Annotated in this window: 16 protein-coding genes; 3 read left to right on the top strand and 13 right to left on the bottom strand. The window is 40.5% G+C overall.

All coding sequences use genetic code 11. The annotated features are described in order from the left end of the window. Positions 1 to 15: 15 nt before the first annotated feature. Both ACC612_RS02520 and ACC612_RS02515 read right to left on the bottom strand, forming a co-directional pair. Complete coding sequence (locus tag ACC612_RS02520) at positions 16 to 312, bottom strand: hypothetical protein (protein WP_371852894.1); 297 nt, start codon at positions 310 to 312, stop codon at positions 16 to 18. After that, on the bottom strand, positions 309 to 1,277 hold the full coding sequence (locus tag ACC612_RS02515) for a PGF-CTERM sorting domain-containing protein (protein ID WP_371852893.1): 969 nt from the start codon (positions 1,275 to 1,277) through the stop codon (positions 309 to 311). The genes ACC612_RS02520 and ACC612_RS02515 overlap by 4 nt, the downstream gene beginning before the upstream one ends. A 269-nt stretch (positions 1,278 to 1,546) precedes the next feature. Here ACC612_RS02515 and ACC612_RS02510 point away from each other — a divergent pair, with 269 nt between their 5' ends. Further along, a complete protein-coding gene (locus tag ACC612_RS02510) occupies positions 1,547 to 2,443 on the top strand; it encodes a cation diffusion facilitator family transporter (RefSeq protein WP_371852892.1) in 897 nt (298 codons plus the stop codon). Positions 2,444 to 2,460: 17 nt separating this feature from the next. Here ACC612_RS02510 and ACC612_RS02505 read toward each other — a convergent pair whose 3' ends face one another. The 11 genes from ACC612_RS02505 to ACC612_RS02455 all read right to left on the bottom strand — a co-directional run bounded on the left by ACC612_RS02505 (position 2,461) and on the right by ACC612_RS02455 (position 10,551). After that, positions 2,461 to 2,748 carry a MazG nucleotide pyrophosphohydrolase domain-containing protein gene (locus ACC612_RS02505; RefSeq protein WP_371852891.1) on the bottom strand — a complete coding sequence of 96 codons (288 nt, stop codon included), beginning with the start codon at positions 2,746 to 2,748 and terminating at the stop codon, positions 2,461 to 2,463. A 16-nt stretch (positions 2,749 to 2,764) separates the two neighbouring features. Then, a complete protein-coding gene (gene hisF / locus ACC612_RS02500) occupies positions 2,765 to 3,586 on the bottom strand; it encodes an imidazole glycerol phosphate synthase subunit HisF (protein ID WP_371852890.1) in 822 nt (273 codons plus the stop codon). Positions 3,587 to 3,630: 44 nt separating this feature from the next. Then, a complete protein-coding gene (locus ACC612_RS02495) occupies positions 3,631 to 4,344 on the bottom strand; it encodes a DUF1614 domain-containing protein (RefSeq protein WP_371852889.1) in 714 nt (237 codons plus the stop codon). A 47-nt stretch (positions 4,345 to 4,391) separates the two neighbouring features. Next, a complete protein-coding gene (locus tag ACC612_RS02490) occupies positions 4,392 to 4,847 on the bottom strand; it encodes a bifunctional nuclease family protein (protein ID WP_371852888.1) in 456 nt (151 codons plus the stop codon). 48 nt (positions 4,848 to 4,895) lie between these two features. Next, entirely contained in the window at positions 4,896 to 5,552 is a 657-nt protein-coding gene (locus ACC612_RS02485) for a protein-L-isoaspartate O-methyltransferase (protein ID WP_371852887.1), read from the bottom strand. After that, a complete protein-coding gene (locus ACC612_RS02480; RefSeq protein WP_371852886.1) occupies positions 5,519 to 6,169 on the bottom strand; it encodes an HVO_0476 family zinc finger protein in 651 nt (216 codons plus the stop codon). The genes ACC612_RS02485 and ACC612_RS02480 overlap by 34 nt, the downstream gene beginning before the upstream one ends. Before the next feature lie 144 nt (positions 6,170 to 6,313). Then, complete coding sequence (speB, locus tag ACC612_RS02475; RefSeq protein ID WP_371852885.1) at positions 6,314 to 7,183, bottom strand: agmatinase; 870 nt, start codon at positions 7,181 to 7,183, stop codon at positions 6,314 to 6,316. A 47-nt stretch (positions 7,184 to 7,230) separates the two neighbouring features. Then, positions 7,231 to 7,614 (bottom strand): translation initiation factor IF-5A, encoded by a 384-nt coding sequence (locus ACC612_RS02470; RefSeq protein ID WP_371852884.1) that lies wholly within the window; start codon positions 7,612 to 7,614, stop codon positions 7,231 to 7,233. 182 nt (positions 7,615 to 7,796) lie between these two features. Continuing rightward, positions 7,797 to 9,500, bottom strand: a complete 1,704-nt coding sequence (locus ACC612_RS02465; protein WP_371852883.1) for an aldehyde ferredoxin oxidoreductase family protein — start codon at positions 9,498 to 9,500, stop codon at positions 7,797 to 7,799. A 12-nt stretch (positions 9,501 to 9,512) separates the two neighbouring features. Next, on the bottom strand, positions 9,513 to 9,875 hold the full coding sequence (locus ACC612_RS02460; protein ID WP_371852882.1) for a methylated-DNA--[protein]-cysteine S-methyltransferase: 363 nt from the start codon (positions 9,873 to 9,875) through the stop codon (positions 9,513 to 9,515). Further along, the gene (locus tag ACC612_RS02455) at positions 9,862 to 10,551 is read right to left on the bottom strand and encodes a matrixin family metalloprotease (RefSeq protein ID WP_371852881.1); all 690 of its coding nucleotides are present in this window, start codon (positions 10,549 to 10,551) and stop codon (positions 9,862 to 9,864) included. The genes ACC612_RS02460 and ACC612_RS02455 overlap by 14 nt, the downstream gene beginning before the upstream one ends. Positions 10,552 to 10,689: 138 nt before the next feature. On the opposite strand from ACC612_RS02455, the gene ACC612_RS02450 reads away from it, so the two are divergent. Both ACC612_RS02450 and atwA read left to right on the top strand, forming a co-directional pair. Further along, positions 10,690 to 11,535, top strand: a complete 846-nt coding sequence (locus tag ACC612_RS02450; protein WP_371852880.1) for an HAD family hydrolase — start codon at positions 10,690 to 10,692, stop codon at positions 11,533 to 11,535. A 203-nt stretch (positions 11,536 to 11,738) separates the two neighbouring features. Further along, entirely contained in the window at positions 11,739 to 13,355 is a 1,617-nt protein-coding gene (gene atwA / locus ACC612_RS02445) for a methyl coenzyme M reductase system, component A2 (protein WP_371852879.1), read from the top strand. The last annotated feature ends 3 nt before the right edge of the window (positions 13,356 to 13,358 follow it).

The following is a 13,358-nucleotide window of genomic DNA, read 5'->3' as shown; positions in this document are numbered from 1 at the left end:
TATATCCAAAGAAGTCTATGCCTTCTTTTTCAGCAGGTGGAATTTGAGCACATATAAACAGAAAACTACTACTACAAGGTTAAACACAGCCTTGATGATAGGAATATATTCCGATTCAAACCATGTGTAGATTATTTGATCTACCGAGCCTACGAACTGGAGTACTGAAATTGCAAGAAGAAGACCCACCAGTATGAATAAACCAGCTCTAAAATAGTCCTCCATTGTTGGTTCTTTTCTCTCTTTCGTCTTTACTGGCGCAGGAGATTGCACCTGCCCCATACTTCCGGTTTCTTTTAATTCCCCACTCATACGCATCTCCTCCTGAAGATGATAAATGCTGCAATCAGAGATATTATAGCAAGGCCTGAACCAAATCCTGGTGTTCCCATTTCTGGTTCTTCATAAGGTGTTTCACCCGAAGGTGCTTCTGTTGGAGTTTCCTCTACTACAAAATCACTTGTTACGATATCCTTGGACTCAACTGTCTTGTTCTTATCAATAACCTTTTGTGGATTCAACTGGACGTAATCTTCTCCACGCTTCACAAGGACATTGTCCTTCCAGACAAGAACCTCTACAACATAATTGTAGTTATCAGGCACTGTAAGGTTTACACTTCTGACAACTGTTTCTTCCGGACCTATTAGGCCAGTGGTGGTCCAGACCTTGTCTGCTATAAGACGTGCATCCATTTCGCGGGCTTTCACCAGCATCTTGTAGTCTTGACTCACATTAGAACCTGAATTTGTGAGATAAACATCAGATTCTATCACAACGTTGTTGCCTACGACCTTCCTAACCAGGAAATCTATACTATCTATACCTATACCTATTTCCTGCACGTCAGTCTTCAATCTTTCAAGCCCACTCAAATATATCTCTGCCGTGGATTTTGTTTTATTTCCATCAGACAGCACAAATTCCACCCTGTATGTGCCTTCTCTGGGCAATCTGATAGATTGAGAAACTGAAGATGTCTCACCTTCTTTTATGGGTCCTACCTCTATAACTTTCCTTGACTTCAAAAAGTCCGTATTACTATCAAATACCTTCAGTTGCAGTGAAGTATCATTTTTCTGAACCCCGCTTGTATGAAGAATATAAGTTGTTACGTTGATATCTACAAAAGAACTTGTCACTTTGTCTGCGGACAATTCAGTATCCGTTATTATAATATTGGACTCTTTTTCAAAATTCTTGATACATCCACTTGATAAGCTTACTAATGTCAGCAAGAAAATGACTATTAAATATATCCTGGCATTGTTGACCATAATGCACCCCCCTTTACATATAAATAATTCTGTGTTCTATCTATTTAAATTGTTCGAGGATGTAAAAAAGTAGATTAGTGATCAGATTAAAGGTCATTAGTCGAAGTTGAAAAGATAGGTGTTCAAAACATATTTTTAAATGATTAATAAAGTAAGGATACAAAAAAGATTGAAGGGTATCAAAAAAGAAGAAGGTTGTCAAAAAATATGCAAAGAGTTAAATAGAGAGACAATAAATCTCTATTTAGGTCAATGGAGCATCTATCCATATGAACACAGAGAATGAAAGAAGTGGAACTGCAGTAAAAGTAACCACAAATGGGATGATAGTAAACATTATCCTCACACTTTTCAAGTTCATTGCCGGTATATTAGGCAACAGTGCGGCAATGATCGCAGATGCTATCCATTCATTTTCGGATTTTATTACAGATATAGTAGTAATAGTAGGAATAAAAGTTGCAGGAAAACCCGCAGACAATAACCACCATTATGGACATGGCAAAATTGAGACTTTGTGTGCTGCTTTTGTGGGTATTGTACTTTTTATAATTGGAGTAGAGATCTTTTTAGGTGGCCTGAGTAAGATCCTTTTGGTAATAAATGGAGGAAAGCTCGAACAACCGGGGATGATAGCTTTAATTGCTGCAGTGTTTTCCATCCTTACAAAAGAATGGTTGTACAGATATACCTTAAATTATGCAAACAATCTAAAAAGTGATGCAATGGTGGCAAATGCATGGCATCACCGATCAGATGCATTCTCATCTGTGGGAACAATGCTGGGGATCGGAGGAGCAATAGTCCTTGGAGGTAAGTGGGCAGTGCTGGATCCGATTGCAGCAGTAATACTAAGTTTTTTCATATTTAAGGTTGCATTTGACATCACATATAAGAATACAAATGAGCTTACTGAGGCAGCTCCCGCAAAAGATGTCATTGAAGACATACAGCATATTATTGCATCAACTGATGGTGTTAAAGACTTCCACAAACTTAAAACAAGAAGAGTTGGCAATAATATTGCTACTGATGTGCATATACAGGTGGATATGAACCTTACTCTTGTTGAAGCCCACGATATATGTACAGAAGTAGAGAACCGCTTCCGTGAAAAGTATGGTAACGACAGCATTCTCTACATTCATTGCGAACCCTATACATGATATGGTCTACAGGCTGATCAATCTGTACAAATACAGGGATTTTTGCCACATGTTGGACACACGAGAGGATACTTCTGAAGGAAAGCTGCTTCTATATCAATATTATAAAGGTTTGCTAAGGCGCCTACCCAGGCAAAACAGTCTGCAAGCTCTTCCCTTATGTTCTCTGTATCATTCCTGCGCACAGCTTCTGACAATTCGCCAACTTCTTCCACAAGCCACAGCATAGTGGCAGCAGCACCTCGCCTGCGGTCATTATGAGCGTACAGGTCATACATAAGTTTCTGGAATTCCCTGATCTCCATTAGAATATCTCCCTAATTAAAGTCTGACAGGTATTTGCCTCTCTCTGAGATACTCTTTTACATCCTGCACTGTATATTCCCCAAAATGGAAGATACTTGCAGCTAATGCAGCATCAGCTTTTCCTTTTGTGAAACCTTCGTAGATGTGTTGTGGATTACCGACACCACCTGAAGCTATCACAGGGATATCAAGCTCCTCAGAGAGTTTTCTTGTGACAGGAATATCAAAACCATCATAGGTTCCATCCTTATCCATACTGGTAAGCAGTATTTCACCTGAACCAAGTTCCTCTACTTTTTTTGCCCACTGTACTGCATCGATACCTGTGGGCTTTCTGCCCCCATAGATAACAACTTCATACCATGCAGGAGTACCATCCTCAAGCTCAAGTACTACTTTATCCGGGTTGTTCTTAACATCAGTATTCCGCTTGCAATCAATGGCAGTGACAATGCACTGGGAACCAAATATTTCTGATGACTGCCTGATAAGCTCCGGATTTTTTACTGCTGCAGTATTTATGGATACTTTATCAGCCCCTGCTCTGAGGATCTGCCGTATGTCTTCAATGGAATTAATGCCACCGCCCACAGTAAGAGGAATAAAAACCTCATCTGCAGTCCTTTCTATTACATTGATCATAGTGCCTCTACCCTCATGGGAAGCTGTGATGTCCAGAAATACCAGTTCATCTGCACCCTGTTCATTATAGCGCTTTGCAAGTTCCACGGGGTCGCCTGCTTTTCTCAGGTCCACGAACTCAATACCCTTCACTACAGTGCCTCCGGCTTCATCAAGAGTCACATCAAGACAGGGAATTATCCTTTTAGTGAGCATGATGCATAATCAAGGGAAACTCGTATTAATAGATTATGAATCAATCACACCACCAGGAGCACAGCTATGATACCTGCAAGGAATACACCATCAAAAGTTCCTGCTCCACCTATACTAACCACTGGAGCACCAATCTTAGATATGCCTCGCAGGTTGAGCAAGTCTGCTCCAATTAAAGTACCTAAGGTTCCACCGGTATATGCAATAATGAAGATGAAATCAGGATTTACAGAAAATTTAGATATTATAAGGATGGAACTCAGCGCGGCAACAATTGGAGGCACTAATGCTGGAGTCACTATGCCTACTCCTTTTACAGGGCGGGCAACCATTTTGGTAACTAGGGACACGATAATGATCCCATAGATACAATAGATGATAACCTCGGGATATATATAGAAGAGATAAGCCGAAGCAAGAGTCGGTATCACCGCCCCCCCTACATTCACAGCTAATGTAGTCTTTCTTATAAAACTTTCCTTTAATGGTATGCGATAACTTATACCAAATACTCTGACAAAGTTTCTGTTGGGGAGTGGTTCCTCGGTTTCCAGTGTTGTCAGAGGGACATTAATATTGCTGCCAATCAGACAGAGAAAAAGGAGAATAAAGGCATATTCCCAACCAAAATTAAACAATTTTACAAACGCGGAGCTGACCAATCCTAAAAAGAGAAAAGACACGCTAATAGACAGTAAAAGGAACAGCACAAAGGTAAAAAGTATTGTAAAAGGATTGTAGAATATTCTGTGCCTCATAGAAGAACATTAACTGAACAGTATATATGTTTTTTGAATTAATGGCATCAGTACAAAGAAAGTGAACGTGCTCCTTTGAGAAGATCCTTGCTAACAGAATCACTTATGATCAATTCTTCAGAGATCATGATCGGCGCTTTTTTCCGTAGTGCTATAGCTATACAATCGCTTGGACGCGCATCAAATTCCATACGTTTTTCACCATCATTGAGTACAAGGCGAGCATAGTACACATTATCGATTTTATCATCAATGAATACGCTAGCGACCTCAACTTCCATACGTTCGAGAATGGAGACCAGAAGATCGTGAGCCATAGGACGTGGAAGAGTCTCATTACGTATGACCGTATCAATTGACACAGCTTCAGCCTGGCCTATATGAATAGGCATCACCAAACCATCATCATCTTCCAGCAATACTGCAGGCGATGTACCACCCAACATGTTTACGAGGAAAATACCTTTCACAAAAACTTCTTTTACGCCTTCCTCATTCCCCATAATCAAAACACATTCCCTATTTTATTATGAGTAACGCCCACTAATGCCTTAAGGCTTTGAGCCGAAATGAAAACCATACTTTCCAATAAGAGGAACAAAAACTACTCCTCCCCAGTCTTTACTGACCACAGTACCATCACCTTTCTTAGTGATAAGGTAAAGGGACTGAAACGTTTCGCCAACAGGAATGACCATTTTCCCCCCGGCTTTAAGCTGCTGCACCAAAGGCTCAGGAACAGAGGGTGCTGATGCTGTAACACATATCCTGTCATAAGGCGCGTACTCAGGCAATCCTATAGACCCATCTGAAAGAAAAACCTTCACGTTATGATATCCAGCCGTTTTAAGATTACTTTCCGATGATTTTACAAGTTCAGGTATTCTTTCAGTAGAATAAACTGTACCTGAACTGCCAATGAGTTCAGCCAAAACTGCCGCATTATACCCAGAGCCAGTACCCACTTCCAGAACTTTATGACCTGTCTGCAAGTCAAGCAAGTTGCACATGATAGCGACCATGTGAGGTGCCGATATGGTTTGCCCGTATCCAATACTGAGCGGCGTGTCCACATAAGCACTTGACATGTATGCAGCAGGAACAAAAAGATGCCTGGGTACATTAAGCATTGATCGGATGACTTTTTCACTTAAACCATGGACCTTCAGATGAGCTACCAGCTCTTCTCTCTCCTTCGCGAACTCCATGATGTACCACTTCCCCATGCTCTTCTATGGACAGGGTTTGCGAAGATGCGTGTTATATTCTTTGCTTCTATGACAATACCTTCACGGGATTTGAAACTGCCATCTCTTACCTTAATTTTTATGATCTTAAATTCATCAGAGCCAGCTTTTTCATTAGAGCCAATGGTGAATTGATAACCACCTGGAACCTGCTTTATAACTGACCTGGTGGTAGTTCCCTCATGAATTGCTATCTTTACACATACTTCGTCTATGGCCCTACCCCAAAGAGAATTTATATCTGCAACTTTGGCCACTTCAGGCCTTTTTTGACCCGACTCTATGGCTGTAATTACTACCGGATATACCTCATCGGATGATTCATCATCAATAAACATCTCATCGCCAACGCGAATAATATCATCAGCTTGCAGGGAGGTATGCAGTGGGAAAGAAGCTTCTCCCCTGCTCACGATAACTTTGACATCAATTATCTTAGGAGTTTCTATTACAGTGGGGTGAACTGAGCCGCATTCTAAACATTTCACCACAGGATTAACACCTGATTTTAGGATTTCATGCAACACCTGATGACGTGGTGAGCAGGAAGGACATACAACTTCAACTTCTTCGTTCATAATCCATTACTTTATGACAGGAAAGAGTAAATATTTAACCCCTAGAACAGAGTTCATCGCCACACATCGAATAGATGGAAATAAAGATACATAGACAATAGTTAAAAAAGATATACAATTATTATTGACAATATTTGCTAAAAATCATCTATTAGCTGCAGCATGTGCTGCGATGAATTCGCGAAGTAATTTAGTACCCAGAAGGGCAGTTTGTCCTCCATCGTACTCTGGAGAGATCTCCACAACATCAAAACCAATCGACATTGGAGCAAGAGAACGGATGATATCTCTAACTTCTATATCAGTAAGACCGAAGGGCTCAGGAGTTCCAAGACCTGGAGCAAATGATGGATCCAGAGCATCCATATCCAGTGACAGATATATCTTGTCACAGTCAAGGTGGTTGAGTGCTTCAGCAAGAACTGCTTTTACACCTTTTTCCCTTAAAGTATCCGGAGTATAATAGCATATACCATTGTCTTTTGCAAACTCCCATTCTTCCCTTGGGCCGCTGCGCACACCAATGGTCACATACTTGTCAGTTATATCATTTAGTATATGTCTGGAAACACAGGCATGGTTGAATTTTACACCGCCATATTCCTCACGCAGATCAAAATGGGCATCCATAACTACAAAACCAATATCCTCTTTGGCATGCTTAGCACATGCCTTTACACATGGATAAGAAAGAGAGTGTTCTCCACCCATCATAATAGGAAGCTTTCCATCTTTGACAATAGGTTCCACTGCAAAAAAAAGTTCTTCAAGAGTTAGGTTAAGGTCTGAGTATGGCTCGAAGTTACCTGCATCATGGATCAACAGATCCTCGAAATCAATGTCAAAGTATGCATTATAGGTCTCGAAATTAGCAGATGCCTTGCGCATAGCATCAGGAGCCCACCTGCTGCCTGCACGAAAAGATGACGTACCATCAAAGGGCACACCAAAGATAACATACCTGGCAGATGAATAATCTGACAGAGAATCCATCATACAAAGATCGTGGAACATTGACCTAAAATAGTAAAAATTATTTTATGGAATATATGAGGTAGGAATTACCTCATATCGATTCTCATCTTGCCCATAGCCATAAGATAAGTTATTTCTTCCCCTTCCTTCACTCTTTCCTTGTATTCTTCAACTATAGGGAGCTCGAAAGTTGAGTAATCAGCCATGTCCATAAGCTGAGCGACATCGCCTGCTATGGCAATAACCTGAGCGCTCTTCCTTTCAACCAAGGGGACATATATCTTATCAGATACAGGCCCTACAATGGACCTTTTCTGATTATCAAAAATTCCAATGGCATCGATCCTTGCTTTCGCTGAACCATGCTTACCTGGCTTAGATTTAGAAATACTCTTAATTACACAGGGCTCTTCATCTATTAGAACGTATTTACCCTCTTTAAGTTCTTTAACCTCTACTTGCTGTTTCATTTATGAATTCTCCGGAACGATCTATTAAATCGGTTTATTAAATAAGCGATCAAACGTTGAATATGACGGGTAATAATTTACCATTCCATATATCAAGTTATCTATATAAGAAGCATTTACATAATATAATAGAAAGAATCCTATATAAAAGATTCAGTGTGGCAGATGATTAAATAATTGCTTTAAGTCGTTATCCCAAGTTGCTTGAGCTTGTCCGTATGAGGAACACCAAAATCATCCCATCCTCTTAGCCGATAGTAATCGATAATAGATCTTTTGAATTCAGCTTCAGGAATACCATCACTTGAAAACATCCTTTGAGGCAAAGTATCATCATTGCATGTAAAACCAGCTTGAAGGTTGAACAATCGCTCAAGGTTCCATATCCTTTCGCCTACGTTCAATAAGTCCTGAGAAGAATATGATATGCCGGTTACAGCACTCAGCAAGGTAGCTATGTCATTCTCACTCAAAGCAAAACTTGCAAATGGACACATGACAGCAGAATCTAAAACTGCTGCAAAGTCCTGGTACAGCTTAACAAAGCTAGGTTTACCATTCAATACAAGCCTGTCAAGCATAATCGGTTTGCCCAGTACCTCCGGAGCTATCATAAATGCACTTTGATAGCATGCACCTCTGTTAGAAGTAGCATATGCCAGAGCAAGTCCTAAAATGCCTCTTGGGTCGTAGCCGGGAATTTCCAAACCTTTTGAAGTCATACTTAGATCTTTTTTACCCTGATCGCTCAGAACTGATAAAGAACCATTACCTAGTAAACTGCTACCTTGAGAGATTTCAGAAACTTTTTGCACGAGCATTGAAGGATCTGGCACCTGCCCTGAGTTTTCAAGATAAGATGCGATAGTAGCTCCACATGAAATTGGATCTACACCATCAAGATAACAAAGATCGTTGGCTTTGACAATAGATTCAAGGTCACTATTGCCCACAGCCGGACCAAAAGCCCATAAAGCATCATAATCGGGCAAAGGACTGCCATTTTCCAGAACTCTCCTGCATCCCAGAGGACAAGCATCACATGGTGTTTTTGTAGATTCATAGGTTTGTGATAATTTTTCTGCCGAAATGCTGCCAGCATCTTGGAACTTCTCTCTGAAATTCATTGCTGGAAGAATATCTAAATGGTCCAAGACATTTACCATTACAGAAGTACCATAAACAGACAAACCTTTGGAAGTAACAGGATTTGACTGCAGTAGCCGCTGAGAATTAAATACTGCCTTATCAAGATATTCTGGTTCTGCTATAAGAGTATCATTTGTACCCTTTACAACTACAGCCTTCAGGTTCTTGGAACCTGCAACTGCCCCATGACCACCCCTACCACTGGAATAAAGATTATCGTTCACAAAGTTTGCGACGCGTACTTTCTTTTCACCTGCTCTCCCGATACATGCCACATTACCTTTTTCTTTTAATACAGATGTAGTCTCCCTTGTGTCTTTTCCCCATAGATGATCGGCATCTACAATATCCACATCTTCATCGTAGATGGATAAATATACAGGAATTTCGGACCTTCCAGTAATGACCAAAGCATCTATTCCTGCAGATTTCATCGACTTTGCAAAGTGTCCACCGGCATTGGAATCGAATATTGTGTAAGTAAGAGGAGATTTTGTGATAATGGAATAATGCCCGGACATGGGAACTGTTGTTCCCGTTAACGGACCTGTAGCAAAAACCAGAATATTGTCAGATGAGAATGGATCCACAGTTGGATTTGCAAGTTCAGACATTAGTTTTATACCTAATCCCCTGCCACCCAGATACTCCCTTGCTTGCTTTGCACCCGTCCTTGACTCCGTGATCGAGTGAGAACTAAGATCAACAATAATTGTTCTTCCAGTCCATCCAAACATTCTTCTTCACCTTCATATTTTAACGCCTTCAAGTATCAGGAGTTTACGCTTCACTGACAAGCTTTCAGAATCCTTGCTTCCGCAGAAACCGCCCATTCCATTGCTTGATATAACCCTGTGGCATGGAATAATGATAGGATATGGATTTTTTGAAAGGGCACTCCCTACAGCCCTGGAAGCTCCTTTTCTGCCTATAACTGCAGCCAGTTCTCCATAGGTCATTGTATGACCATAAGGTATCTTCCTTGTCTGTTCAAGCACATTCCTCTCAAAATCTGTGAAACTTGAAAGATCTACCTTACACCAAGAAAAATCTACATGCTCACCTTTAAGGTATTTTAACATTTCCTGGCACAATCTCTCAAGATCTTCCATTTTTATCCCCAAAAAGTTTGTTTTCAAGAGACCGTCTTTTTCCACGATATCGTAACCAGTTAATGCCAGAGAAGGATATTATAAATAAGCAGGCAATGACAGCAAAATAAATAAAAGGCCTTGTCTTCTCCACAAGTATTGGATTGACATTGTCTTTTTGATCATATGTTGGATACATAATATCGCGTCTATCTGTACTGTGACCAAGACCCAGAGCATGCCCCAGTTCGTGCTTTGCCACTTCACGCATATTGGCATCGCCATATTGCCTCCATGCATAACCCTGGTAATCACCCACCTCTAGTACTATATCCACTCGTACATACTTACCATTTACTTCATAAGGCCTTGTAAAACCTGCAACTCCATTTCCAGCCCCTGTGTTCTTTTCCAAGTTCTCGACCCACATTAAGTAGATATCAGCCTCACTCTCAGTATCTACCAGCTTAAATTCTGGATCGTATCCCAAATGGCCATTGCCACCATTTTCCCAGTATTCCATAGCTAATTTCACTTGTTCACTATATGTAGGACTATAATGTTCAGGAACATTGACCTCATCAATATAAACTGTCACTGGGGAATGATCCCATGGCATAGAAACAAGAACAGGGTAGTCAGTATCTTCCAGAGCATATACACCCTGAATCCCTGCTGAAATAAATAAACAGATCATTAATAACTGCCATATGCAGAAGTGACGTGTTTGAGACATTAGACACCATGTAAACATGCTTCCCACGATACAAATAGTTAATTGACCCATAAACAAGAACAGAATAACAATAAATACTATGAAGAATAACCCCGCCTTATGAAAAAGAATCTAGCAGTGGTTTTCGATAGCGCAGGAACACTGCTTCGTATGTACCGTGTAGCAAAAGAAACAGCAACTGGCAACTTTCTTGAAGATATTGAAAGTACTATGCTGGTCGCAGAGAAAGCAGGAAGAGCTCTTGTAGTGATGCATGCAGAACCACATATGTTGAAAAATGCAGACCCTGGAACAGAGATCGGAAAATTCATCGCTGACAATGACCTAAAAATAGATATCAGTTGCTCGAGCGGACCAGTGAGTCCACTGGAAGCTATGAAAATAATCAATAAAGAAAAAGTTGCAGTAAAAGATGTGACAGACGTGCTCTCTGTAGCATATCAACATTGTCCCGAGAGATATTATATGGCTGCAGCCCTGATAGTAGACAAGGAAACACAACTCATTCCTTATGTGCTTAGTACTGCAGGAAAATTATACTCAAACACAAGTAAAACTTTTGAACTATTGCAATGTAGAGGAATTGACACATATATAGCTTCCGGAGATACTATGCGCTCGCTGAAAGGAATAGCTGAAAAGCTCCGAATCCCAATTAAAAATGTCTTTGATATTGCAACTACTGAAGACAAAGCAAAAATAGTACTTGACCTCAAAAGAAAATATAATAGAGTACTTATGGTAGGGGACGGAATGAACGACATCAGGGCTCTACAAGTTGCAGATATAGGGATCGTTACAGTTCAGCAAGGCGATAAAAGACCACAGAAATTACTAGAAACTGCTGACCTGGTTATAAATGATATAATTGAGGTAATAGATATTGTGGACTCCTTAAATACCGCAGATCACATGAAAGAACATGGGACAGCTTTTTATTGTTAACAGTGAAAACAATATGCGTTACGTTTATGTATAATTTTACATAATGCTGATGATACTCTACAAAAAGGGAATTTAAGAAACAATCGCAAATGCCTGGCAGAAGTTGTTAGTAGTTTTGTACATACCACACAATACCATTAAGTAATTTGACTGGTAAACAAGATTCAAATAATTCCAGCCGGCACATAAACGGAGGAACATAAATGACAGCGCTCATCGAGGTCAAAAACCTTAATCTGGACTTTGACGGTGTTCAAGTTCTGAAGGACATAAATCTTACTATAAATGAAGGAGAAGTCATCGGCATATTGGGAAGAAGCGGAGCAGGCAAAACTGTATTGATGCACGTTCTTCGTGGTGTCGAGGAATATGAAAGTATTAGCGGACAAGTAATATACCATTTAGCACGCTGTGAAAAATGTGGTCATATAGAACCCCCAAGCAGGATTGGACAAGAATGCACATCATGTGCCGGAGAAAAACTAGTACCCTTTGAAGCTGATTTTATAGAGACGTCCATACACGATCAAAAGAGAAGGGAAATCACTAAAAGAATAGCTATAATGCTCCAACGTACGTTTGCATTGTATGGTGATGAAAAAGTCATCACCAATGTTGTAAATTCCCTTACAGAGATTGGGCACCAAGATGAAGACGTGACATCAAAAGCTATGGAGCTGCTGGAAAAAGTACAGCTTTCACATAGGATGATGCATATAGCACGTGACCTGAGTGGTGGAGAAAAACAAAGAGTAGTATTGGCCCGCCAGTTAGTAAGAAACCCCATGCTATTGCTTGCTGATGAACCTACAGGTACACTGGATCCACGGACTGCAAAGGTAGTGCACAATGTCATTGAGCGGGCAGTTAAGGATTACAATATGACGATGGTCATAACCTCTCACTGGTCCGAAGTAGTAGAGGATATTGCAGACAGAGCAATTATCCTTGAGGACGGAGCTATAGTTGCTGAAGGCAACCCATGCGATATGGCAAAACAATTCACAGGAATGGCTTGTGCAATTGAAAAGAAAACAGATATTGCTCTTGGAAACCCCATAATAAAGGTTCAAAATCTCAGAAAGAAGTATATATCTGTCACAAGAGGAGTCGTCAATGCGGTAAGCGATATTTCTTTTGAAGTAAAGGAAAGCGAGATATTTGGTCTTGCCGGAGTCAGCGGCGCCGGAAAAACCACTACTTCCGAAATACTCATGGGAATAGTTCAGCCTACAAGTGGCGAAGTGATGACACGAGTAGGGGAAGAATGGATAGATATGAAAAAGCCAGGTCCTGAATGCAGAGGGCGGGCAGTTCAGTATATGGGCATATTGCACCAGGAATATAGCCTCTACATACACCGCAATGTTATAGATAACCTTACGGAGTCAATTGGAATAGATCTTCCCTATGAACTTGCTGTAAGGAAAGCCATCATTACTTTGAAAACTACAGGATTTACAGAGGAAAAGGCAAGATCTATCTTAGCCAAAATGCCTGATGAGCTTAGTGAGGGAGAGAGGCATAGAGTGGCACTTGCTCAGATATTAATGAAAGAGCCGAATATAATAGTAATGGACGAGCCCACTGGTACTATGGATCCCATTACTAAGAAAGATGTCACGAATTCCATTCTTAAGGCACGTGAGGAACTAGGTAATACATTCATAATCGTGTCACATGACATGGACTTCCTTGAGGATATATGTGATAGAGTGGCACTCATGAGAAATGGCGAGATAGTTGATATTGGAGAGCCAAAGAAAGTAATATCCCAACTTACAGAAGCTGAGCGCACAGAAGCTGAATCTGTTAAATAAAAG

Origin of the sequence: Methanomethylovorans sp. (assembly GCF_041447285.1) — an archaeon.
Lineage (GTDB): Archaea > Halobacteriota > Methanosarcinia > Methanosarcinales > Methanosarcinaceae > Methanomethylovorans.
Note: the sequence above shows the minus strand (reverse complement) of the source record. Positions and strands in the feature narration are given on the sequence as shown.

Bases quoted from the DNA above. Each gene is read 5' to 3' on its own strand.
- ACC612_RS02520 (WP_371852894.1), bottom strand. From the start codon at position 312: ATGAGTGGGGAATTAAAAGAAACCGGAAGTATGGGGCAGGTGCAATCT.
- ACC612_RS02515 (WP_371852893.1), bottom strand. From the start codon at position 1,277: ATGGTCAACAATGCCAGGATATATTTAATAGTCATTTTCTTGCTGACA.
- ACC612_RS02510 (WP_371852892.1), top strand. From the start codon at position 1,547: ATGAACACAGAGAATGAAAGAAGTGGAACTGCAGTAAAAGTAACCACA.
- ACC612_RS02505 (WP_371852891.1), bottom strand. From the start codon at position 2,748: ATGGAGATCAGGGAATTCCAGAAACTTATGTATGACCTGTACGCTCAT.
- hisF (WP_371852890.1), bottom strand. From the start codon at position 3,586: ATGCTCACTAAAAGGATAATTCCCTGTCTTGATGTGACTCTTGATGAA.
- ACC612_RS02495 (WP_371852889.1), bottom strand. From the start codon at position 4,344: ATGAGGCACAGAATATTCTACAATCCTTTTACAATACTTTTTACCTTT.
- ACC612_RS02490 (WP_371852888.1), bottom strand. From the start codon at position 4,847: ATGGGGAATGAGGAAGGCGTAAAAGAAGTTTTTGTGAAAGGTATTTTC.
- ACC612_RS02485 (WP_371852887.1), bottom strand. From the start codon at position 5,552: ATGGAGTTCGCGAAGGAGAGAGAAGAGCTGGTAGCTCATCTGAAGGTC.
- ACC612_RS02480 (WP_371852886.1), bottom strand. From the start codon at position 6,169: ATGAACGAAGAAGTTGAAGTTGTATGTCCTTCCTGCTCACCACGTCAT.
- speB (WP_371852885.1), bottom strand. From the start codon at position 7,183: ATGTTCCACGATCTTTGTATGATGGATTCTCTGTCAGATTATTCATCT.
- ACC612_RS02470 (WP_371852884.1), bottom strand. From the start codon at position 7,614: ATGAAACAGCAAGTAGAGGTTAAAGAACTTAAAGAGGGTAAATACGTT.
- ACC612_RS02465 (WP_371852883.1), bottom strand. From the start codon at position 9,500: ATGTTTGGATGGACTGGAAGAACAATTATTGTTGATCTTAGTTCTCAC.
- ACC612_RS02460 (WP_371852882.1), bottom strand. From the start codon at position 9,875: ATGGAAGATCTTGAGAGATTGTGCCAGGAAATGTTAAAATACCTTAAA.
- ACC612_RS02455 (WP_371852881.1), bottom strand. From the start codon at position 10,551: ATGATCTGTTTATTTATTTCAGCAGGGATTCAGGGTGTATATGCTCTG.
- ACC612_RS02450 (WP_371852880.1), top strand. From the start codon at position 10,690: ATGAAAAAGAATCTAGCAGTGGTTTTCGATAGCGCAGGAACACTGCTT.
- atwA (WP_371852879.1), top strand. From the start codon at position 11,739: ATGACAGCGCTCATCGAGGTCAAAAACCTTAATCTGGACTTTGACGGT.